Below are 7,661 nucleotides of genomic sequence, written 5' to 3' on the forward strand. Positions count from 1 at the left end.
GTGAAGCCGCATATACGTTCTTTTCGTCAAAACTGATTGTTGACAACAACCCTGGGGCCATATACGTATAGACCAAAGCAGAATACGGGAAAATAATGATCTCGTCTATCATCCCCGTATTTCACTGCGCTTCATACAGGCTACTTTGCTGCTGGGCCCGCAAGGCGGCCTAACCTACACTTTCAATTATACCCCAACATTTAACGTACAATTCTACCTTTGAGTTCGTCATTCTCGCGCAGCAGGCGGGACTGACAGAACTGTAGTGTCAAAATTAGAATACTCTTAGCCGGAACACAAAGCGAGGAAATGGTGCGAGTTGAAACTTCAGTAAACGTAGTACGCGAGCGATGGTCTTCAAAACTAGCTTTCATTTTATCGGCCACCGGTGCCGCAGTGAGTTTAGGGAACATTTGACGGTTCCCCTATATGGCGGGAATGTATGGTGGGAGTGCCTTTCTCTTAATTTATTTGATATTTGTTTTTATTATTGGACTCCCTATTATGATAGCGGAGATTTTAATTGGTAGAGGTTCTCACAAGAATCCTGTCGATGCTTTAATTACGCTGGAACAAGAATCTAACCACAGCCGTAAATGGGGCTTACTGGGCTGGCTAGGGGGGCCGCTACTAGCCCTTATTATTACTCATTCTGTCTTTCTACAGCGTGGTTGCCAGCTGGAGCGTTGCTTATCTTGTTAAAAGTTTTTCCAATGAATTTTATCAACTAGATCCCGCGCAAATAACCGATATGTGGAAGGGATTTTTAGCTAATCCTTGGCATCTGCTCGGTTGGCATTCTACTTTTATGTTTTTAACTATGATTGTGCTTGCAAAAGGCGTCAAGCACGGGCTAGAAAAGGCCACGAAATTTATGATGCCAGCGTTATACGTTATTCTATTTATTTTAGTTATTTATGCCTTTTCCCTTTTCATATGGAAATTTTAATAAAGGCTTTCATTTTTTATTTGATTTTAATCATTCAAAAATAACGGCTCCTGTGGTTATAGCCGCATTAGGACATGCCTTTTTTACATTAGCGCTTGGCGCCGGTGCAATGGCTATGTATGGTGCTTATGTTCCAAGAGATGTTAATTTGGGTAAAACCGTTTTAGTCGTTGCGAGCTTAGATGTGTTAGTAGCGATATTATCGGGACTTGCGATATTTCCTATTGTTTTTGCTTATCATTTACCGCCAAATGCCGGACCGGGTTTAATGTATGTCACTTTCCCTATTATCTTAGCTCATTTGTCCTCCGGCTGGTTCATCGGCGGTTTATTTTTTTATTGTTGCTATTGCCCCGCCTGGACTTCATCAATTAACCTCGCAGAACCCTTTGTCGTTATTTTAACGCAGCGTTTGGGTCTAAAACGCACTTATTATGCGGCCATCATTATTGGTTTAACGGCCTGGTATTGGTTATATCCGGTTCTGTGTTTTCGTTTAATCGCTGGCAGAATATTAAATCACGGGTTAACTATTTTTGATATTTCCACCAACCTGCTGACACCGATATTATTTTACCGCTAGGCGGGCTAGGGTTTGCTATTTTTGCCGGTTGGGTGATGAAAAAAACAATAACCCAAAAAGAAGTTCCTTCAGAAATCTATTCGATTTGGCATTTTTTGGTAAGGTATGTCGCGCCTTTAGGGATTGTAATCGTTTTTATCGGTTCAATTTGAATCTCGGTTGCAAGCGATTGATATTTTACCCATTTTGACGCCTGCGCGGGGAGCCCGCGCGGACAGTGACCAAAGGGAAGCATTGCATTGTTTCTCTTTGGAATTCCCATCGCTCTTGTTTCCGGCGCAAGCGTCGGAGATTTCTTTTTTTAAATTTAACGCAAAAATAACTTTACATTAAAGCCAGTTGCATGCCGAATTCAATCAACGGTCTGAAAACAAGAATAGAGATTAATTCCAGTAAAATTAAAAGGACGATGGGCGAGAAATCAAATCCTGCGATAGATGGTATTAATCGCCGTATCGGTCTCATTAAAGGTTCAGTGATTAGAAAAATAATCTCCGCGATAGGATTATGTTGTAAAGATGCAATCCAACTCATAACTACTCGAAGGATGATGGCGTAGAAATATAATTTTAGGAATTTATTACCCAATCTGGCAATAACAATAATTACTAATCCGCTAAATTTGGGTAGATACCCCGCCCCCAACCAGAACAATAATAACACTTGGATAAATTCCAATAATATTAACAATAAGATGATCGCGAGATCGAACCCCTTAAATCCTGGAATGATACGTTGCAGTGGAGAAACAAAAATGTTGGTTAACCGAATAACCACTTGGGAAATGGGGTTGTAATAACTCACTCCCAATTTTTGCATCAAGAGGCGCAACATGAGAATAATAATGTAAAGATTAAAAATAAGGCCGACTAAAAATATTCCGGCATTAGTGAATGCTGTCATCATTGATCTACCGTTTTCGATAATTCTTTAGCGCGATTAACCGCGGCTGTTAACGCTTTAGTAAATAATTTACGAAGGTTTCCTGATTCCAATACTTTGATCGCTTGCTCCGTGGTGCCACCCGGCGACGTTACAGATTGACGCAATTGTACTACACTTTGCTCCGTTTCAAGTGCCATACGAGCCGCGCCCAAAACTGTTTGTTCCGTAAGCAATTCCGCTGTTTCCTTCGTTAAACCTAATTGCTCTCCAGCCTCTTGAAGTGCCTCCATAATTAAAAAAATATAAGCAGGGCCCGAACCCGAAAGTGCAGCTATTTTTTCAATTTGCTCCTCAGGCGAAACCCAAATTACCAACCCCACCGCACACATGATCGATTCCGCTAGATTTTTTTGGTCTTTGCTCACAGTCTCGTTTGCAAATAAACCTGTAGCACCGGCTCTTATCGAGGAAGGTGTATTGGGCATAACACGCACAATACCTGAAGGCTTGCCTAACCATTTTTCAATGAGTGGTGTGGTAACGCCTACTGCTAAGGAAATTACAAGAATTTTCGTTTCGCTTAAAATATCTTTTAATTCCTCGCAAACCATTTTAATTTGATGAGGTTTAACGGCTAACACAACCACATCAGCGTTCAAAGCTCCTTGACGATTATCTTGAGTAGTATGGACTCCACACTTTTCCTTAAAGAAATCTAATTTATCCAAACTTCGATTAGTGACACAAATACGGTTTGGCTCGTAAGCGTTGGTAATTAATCCTACCACGATATTGCGCGCCATATTTCCGCCGCCGATAAAAGTAATATTGGAAGTATTCATCTATTTTCCCGAGGACCAAAAATTCCTGTTCCGATACGAACCATCGTGCTCCCCGCTGCGATAGCCGCGCGAAAGTCGTGCGACATTCCTAATGACAAGACATCCAATGGCAACCCTTTCTTTATTAATTCCTGTTGTGCTTCTTTCAACGTTCCAAATATGGCCTGTTGCGCATTAAAATCTTTGTGATAAGCCGGTATCGTCATTAAACCTCGCAATCTCAGACGATCAAACTGATTAACTGCTTTTGCAAATTCTGATAAATGGGTTAAGTCTATGCCGCTTTTGGTTTTTTCTTCACTGATGTTTATCTGAATGCAAATAGACAATGGCGCCAATTCCACAGGTCGATAACGATTTAATGCTGAAGCAACTTCCAAACGAGAAACGCTTTGCACCCAATCAAAATTTTCGGAAATGAGGCGCGTCTTATTAGTTTGAATTACGCCTATAAAATGCCATTCCAATGAATGAGCGCGCAACGCATTTATTTTCACCAACGCTTCTTGCAAATAATTTTCACCAAACTGTCTTTGTCCTGCTGCAATAGCCGCTTTTATCTTATCAAGAGATTGCGATTTACTCACCGCTAAAAGCGAAACCGAATTAGGTGAGCGACTAAATTCTTTTTCCGCTTGGCGGATTTCGCTAGTAATTCTTTTAATATTTTCGCTAATGGACATCAGACGGTCCGGCTTCCCGAATGGCAGCAGGCACTTTAAATTTTTTAAAATTTTCACGGAATTTTTGGATTAATAGCTGGGCTCTTGCAGCATAGGCGCTAACGTTTTCCCAGGTCTTCTGGGGATTTAATAAATGATCGTCCACGCCTAAAGCAGATTTTGGAATGGTGAGATTAAAGCCGCTCAACACTTCTGTTGACCCCTTTTTGAGTTTTCCGCTTAGAACAGCGTTAACAACCGCTCGTGTCGTGGTAATGGAAAAACGCTTACCTCCTTTACCATAAGCGCCACCTGTCCAGCCAGTATTAACGAGGTAAACTTGACAGCCCGTTGCTTCAATACGTTTCATTAATAATTCAGCATAGACTGTCGGAGGGCGTGGAAAAAATGGTGCACCAAAGCAAGTACTGAAGATGGAGGTGACGCCCTTTACGCTGCCCATTTCCGTACTGCCCACTAAAGCGGTATACCCGCTTAAAAAATAATAAGCTGCTTGTTCTTTCGTGAGCAGCGCCACGGCTGGCAAAACGCCATCGAGATCGCAAGTTAGAAATAAGACGGCATCGGGGGGGCGCCCTCTATTATTTTCCACCCGAAACGGAATGTGCTCGCGCGGATAAGCGGCACGCGAATTTTGGGTTAGCCGCGCATCCGCATAATCGGGAACGCCATTCTCATCTAAAACCACATTTTCCATAATAGCGCCGTGCCGAATCGCATTCCAAATCATCGGCTCTCGTTCTTGTGACAAATCAATGCACTTGGCATAACATCCGCCCTCAAAATTAAAAACGCTTGTGGTGCTCCAACCGTGTTCGTCGTCACCGATTAAAAATCGATGAGGGTCAGCCGACAAGGTGGTCTTACCCGTTCCTGATAATCCGAAAAATAGTGCAACATCGCCCGACTGGCCAGCATTAGCGGCGCAATGCATCGGTAAAACATCGTGCGGTGGCAAAAGATAATTCAGCACGGAAAACATGGCTTTTTTCATTTCACCCGCATAGGGCATGCCCACCAATAACACACGGCGCCGTGATAAATTAATCATTACCGCACCATCACTGTTCACGCCGTCCCGCTCAGGATCGGTTTTCAACTCGGGGGCACTTAAAATAACCCAGGACGGTTTCTTATTCGCATGATCGCGAGAAGGACGGATAAAAAGATCACACGCAAATAAATTGTGCCACGCAAACTCGGTGAGCACCTTAAGTGGCAGAAAATGATTATCGTCCGCCCCTACTTGCAAATGCGAAATATAAACAGCACGTTCAGAAAGATACCGCAGCGTTCGCTCCCACAACTGGTCAAAGGTGCGTTGTTCAACAGGCTGATTGATATTGCCCCACGCCACTTGATCGGCGGTTTGCTCATCTTTGACAATAAAACGATCTTTCGGTGATCGACCCGTGCGTTTCCCAGTAGTAACCGCTAAAGCTCCGGTGGAACTTAACACGCCCTCGCCATTTTTTACGGCGTGTTGAATCAACTCATTAGGAGAAAGGTTAATATAGGTAACTCGTGCAGCAATTTGCTCCATAGCTGTTCCTTTATCTCATTTTAATGAGGGACCATTATGGCAAATTATCGCCGTATTGAATAGCCGCTTTTGGCAGAAGTAATTGGAATCGAGAGTTGCGACTCTCGGGAGATCCGCGCATACTTAGCGTCATTATGGTAAAGACAAATATCCTGTCCCATCATTTTCTCGTCGCTATGCCCCAATTAAATGATTTTACTTTTACTAAAGCGGTGATTTATGTCTCCCAACACGATGCGAAAGGCGCGTTGGGAATAATTATTAATAGACCGTTGGCGTTGACTTTAGGAAAAGTTTTGGAGCACTTAAATATTGAAATCGTCCAACCGCAAATTGCCAATCACCCTGTTTTGATGGGAGGACCTATCGGTCAGGAACATGGTTTCATTGTTTATGAACAGGAATCAGCTCAAGGGGCGGAAATTTTGCTTTCGGCATCGAAAGATATGTTGGATGACATTGCTAGAAATAAAGGCCCGGATGATTTTTTAATCACCCTTGGCTATGCCGGCTGGGAAGCAGGGCAGTTGGAAAATGAGATTGTCCGTAATGATTGGCTAGTGGTGCCCTTTAATCGCAAGATTCTTTTTGAAACTCCTTTAAAAAGTCGTTGGCAAAAAGCAGCAGCGCTCATCGGAGTTGATATTAATCAGCTTTCTGGCCAGATTGGGCATGCCTAATCAAAATCTCATCGCATTCGGATTTGATTTCGGGATGAAACGCATTGGTGTTGCCGTTGGCCAAAACGTAACGCATTCCGCGAATGCGATTGCAATTTTGAAGGCTCAAGATGGCGTTCCTGACTGGGAAAAAATTAAAATTCTCATTGAGACTTGGCATACGAACGCGCTCGTTGTTGGCATTCCCTACAATATGGATGGCTCCGAACAAACACTTACATTCCCTACGCGCAAATTTGCGCGCAAATTGCAAACGCGGTTTGGCCTGCCCGTCTATATGGTTGACGAACGACTCACAACGATCGAAGCGAAAAGGCAATGGTACGAGCAGGGACTGACAAAACGACCCCAACATTTCGATAATTATGCCGCTAAACTTATTCTAGAACAGTGGTTGCAGGAACAAAAAAAATGAATGAACTTCCTTTACATTTATTAGATATGCGTTCACTCACACGCGATCATATTGAAAACCTTATCCAACGAGCAAATTATTTTTTAACTCAGGGCGTGGAAAAAAATTCGGTCTTTGAGACATTAAAAGGGCACGTAGTCGCCAATTTATTTTTTGAACCAAGTACACGAACACGTAACTCCTTTGAAATTGCGGCTAAACGTTTGGGCGCCATTGTTCTTAACCCTAATCTTAAAATTTCGGCAATAAATAAAGGGGAAACTCTTTTTGATACGATTAAAACTTTAGAAGCGGTGGGTGTTTATTTTTTCATTGTACGCCATTCTGAAAATGAAAAACCGGAGCAGATAGCAAAACAATTATCCTCAGGTGTCATCATCAACGCGGGTGACGGTAATCATCAACATCCTTCACAAGCTTTAATTGATTTAATGACAATAAAGCAACACAAACCACATTGGAATAAATTGTGTGTCACGATTATTGGCGATATTCGTCATTCTCGAGTGGCAAACTCATTAATGGACGGCTTAATCACGATGGGTGTTCCGGAAATTCGATTAGTAGGTCCATTGTCATTATTGCCTGACAAGGTCAGGAATGGCTCGATTAAAAAATTCACCGAATTAAAACCAAGTCTCCTTAACAGCGACGTTATTGTCACCCTTCGTTTGCAAAAGGAACGGCATGATCATTCTGTCGATATCGACGCTTTTCGCGAATCTTTTCGATTGACATCTGAAAAATTATATTCTGCAAAACCCAATGCCATTGTTATGCATCCGGGTCCCGTCAACCGCGAAGTCGAAATTAATTCTGATGTCGCAGATAACCAACAATCTGTCATCCTTCAACAAGTACGTAACGGCGTCGCTATGCGGATGGCCTTGTTGGAGTTTTTGTTGTTGCAAGATTTTCGTTTCCTTGATCTTCAATAGCAGCCTGTATGAAGCGCAGTGAAATACGGGGATGATAGACGAGATCATTATTTTCCCGTATTCTGCTTTGGTCTATACGTATATGGCCCCAGGGTTGTTGTCAACAATCAGTTTTGACGAAAAGAACGTATATGCGGCTTCAC

At 42.6% G+C, this 7,661-nt stretch carries 7 protein-coding genes and 1 pseudogene; 4 read left to right on the forward strand and 4 right to left on the reverse strand.

Annotated features, from left to right (window positions below; all coding sequences use genetic code 11):
- Window positions 1-309 precede the first annotated feature (309 nt).
- A pseudogene (locus OWO34_RS09385) lies at window positions 310-1,684 on the forward strand (sodium-dependent transporter).
- Window positions 1,685-1,856: 172 nt separating this feature from the next.
- Here OWO34_RS09385 and OWO34_RS09390 read toward each other — a convergent pair.
- From OWO34_RS09390 to OWO34_RS09405, 4 genes are read right to left on the reverse strand one after another with little or no spacing between them, the layout of a single operon-like run.
- A complete protein-coding gene (locus OWO34_RS09390) occupies window positions 1,857-2,438 on the reverse strand; it encodes a YggT family protein (RefSeq protein WP_267257301.1) in 582 nt (193 codons plus the stop codon).
- Entirely contained in the window at window positions 2,435-3,259 is an 825-nt protein-coding gene (proC, locus tag OWO34_RS09395) for a pyrroline-5-carboxylate reductase (RefSeq protein WP_267257302.1), read from the reverse strand. The genes OWO34_RS09390 and proC overlap by 4 nt, the downstream gene beginning before the upstream one ends.
- The gene (locus OWO34_RS09400) at window positions 3,256-3,942 is read right to left on the reverse strand and encodes a YggS family pyridoxal phosphate-dependent enzyme (protein WP_267257303.1); all 687 of its coding nucleotides are present in this window, start codon (window positions 3,940-3,942) and stop codon (window positions 3,256-3,258) included. The genes proC and OWO34_RS09400 overlap by 4 nt, the downstream gene beginning before the upstream one ends.
- Window positions 3,932-5,485, reverse strand: coding sequence for a phosphoenolpyruvate carboxykinase (locus tag OWO34_RS09405; protein WP_267257304.1), 1,554 nt, complete (start codon window positions 5,483-5,485; stop codon window positions 3,932-3,934). The genes OWO34_RS09400 and OWO34_RS09405 overlap by 11 nt, the downstream gene beginning before the upstream one ends.
- A gap of 95 nt (window positions 5,486-5,580) precedes the next feature.
- On the opposite strand from OWO34_RS09405, the gene OWO34_RS09410 reads away from it, so the two are divergent.
- From OWO34_RS09410 to OWO34_RS09420, 3 genes are read left to right on the forward strand one after another with little or no spacing between them, the layout of a single operon-like run.
- Window positions 5,581-6,165 (forward strand): YqgE/AlgH family protein, encoded by a 585-nt coding sequence (locus OWO34_RS09410; protein WP_267257305.1) that lies wholly within the window; start codon window positions 5,581-5,583, stop codon window positions 6,163-6,165.
- Window positions 6,158-6,580, forward strand: coding sequence for a Holliday junction resolvase RuvX (gene ruvX, locus OWO34_RS09415; RefSeq protein WP_267257306.1), 423 nt, complete (start codon window positions 6,158-6,160; stop codon window positions 6,578-6,580). The genes OWO34_RS09410 and ruvX overlap by 8 nt, the downstream gene beginning before the upstream one ends.
- Entirely contained in the window at window positions 6,577-7,518 is a 942-nt protein-coding gene (locus OWO34_RS09420; RefSeq protein WP_267257307.1) for an aspartate carbamoyltransferase, read from the forward strand. Before ruvX ends, OWO34_RS09420 begins: the two co-directional genes overlap by 4 nt.
- Window positions 7,519-7,661 lie beyond the last annotated feature (143 nt).

Source organism: Coxiella endosymbiont of Ornithodoros maritimus (assembly GCF_907164965.1).
In the GTDB taxonomy this organism is placed as follows: Bacteria; Pseudomonadota; Gammaproteobacteria; order Coxiellales; family Coxiellaceae; genus Coxiella.

Excerpts from the sequence above, each read along its gene's own strand:
- OWO34_RS09390 (WP_267257301.1), bottom strand. The coding sequence starts at position 2,438 with ATGATGACAGCATTCACTAATGCCGGAATATTTTTAGTCGGCCTTATT.
- proC (WP_267257302.1), bottom strand. The coding sequence starts at position 3,259 with ATGAATACTTCCAATATTACTTTTATCGGCGGCGGAAATATGGCGCGC.
- OWO34_RS09400 (WP_267257303.1), bottom strand. The coding sequence starts at position 3,942 with ATGTCCATTAGCGAAAATATTAAAAGAATTACTAGCGAAATCCGCCAA.
- OWO34_RS09405 (WP_267257304.1), bottom strand. The coding sequence starts at position 5,485 with ATGGAGCAAATTGCTGCACGAGTTACCTATATTAACCTTTCTCCTAAT.
- ruvX (WP_267257306.1), top strand. The coding sequence starts at position 6,158 with ATGCCTAATCAAAATCTCATCGCATTCGGATTTGATTTCGGGATGAAA.
- OWO34_RS09420 (WP_267257307.1), top strand. The coding sequence starts at position 6,577 with ATGAATGAACTTCCTTTACATTTATTAGATATGCGTTCACTCACACGC.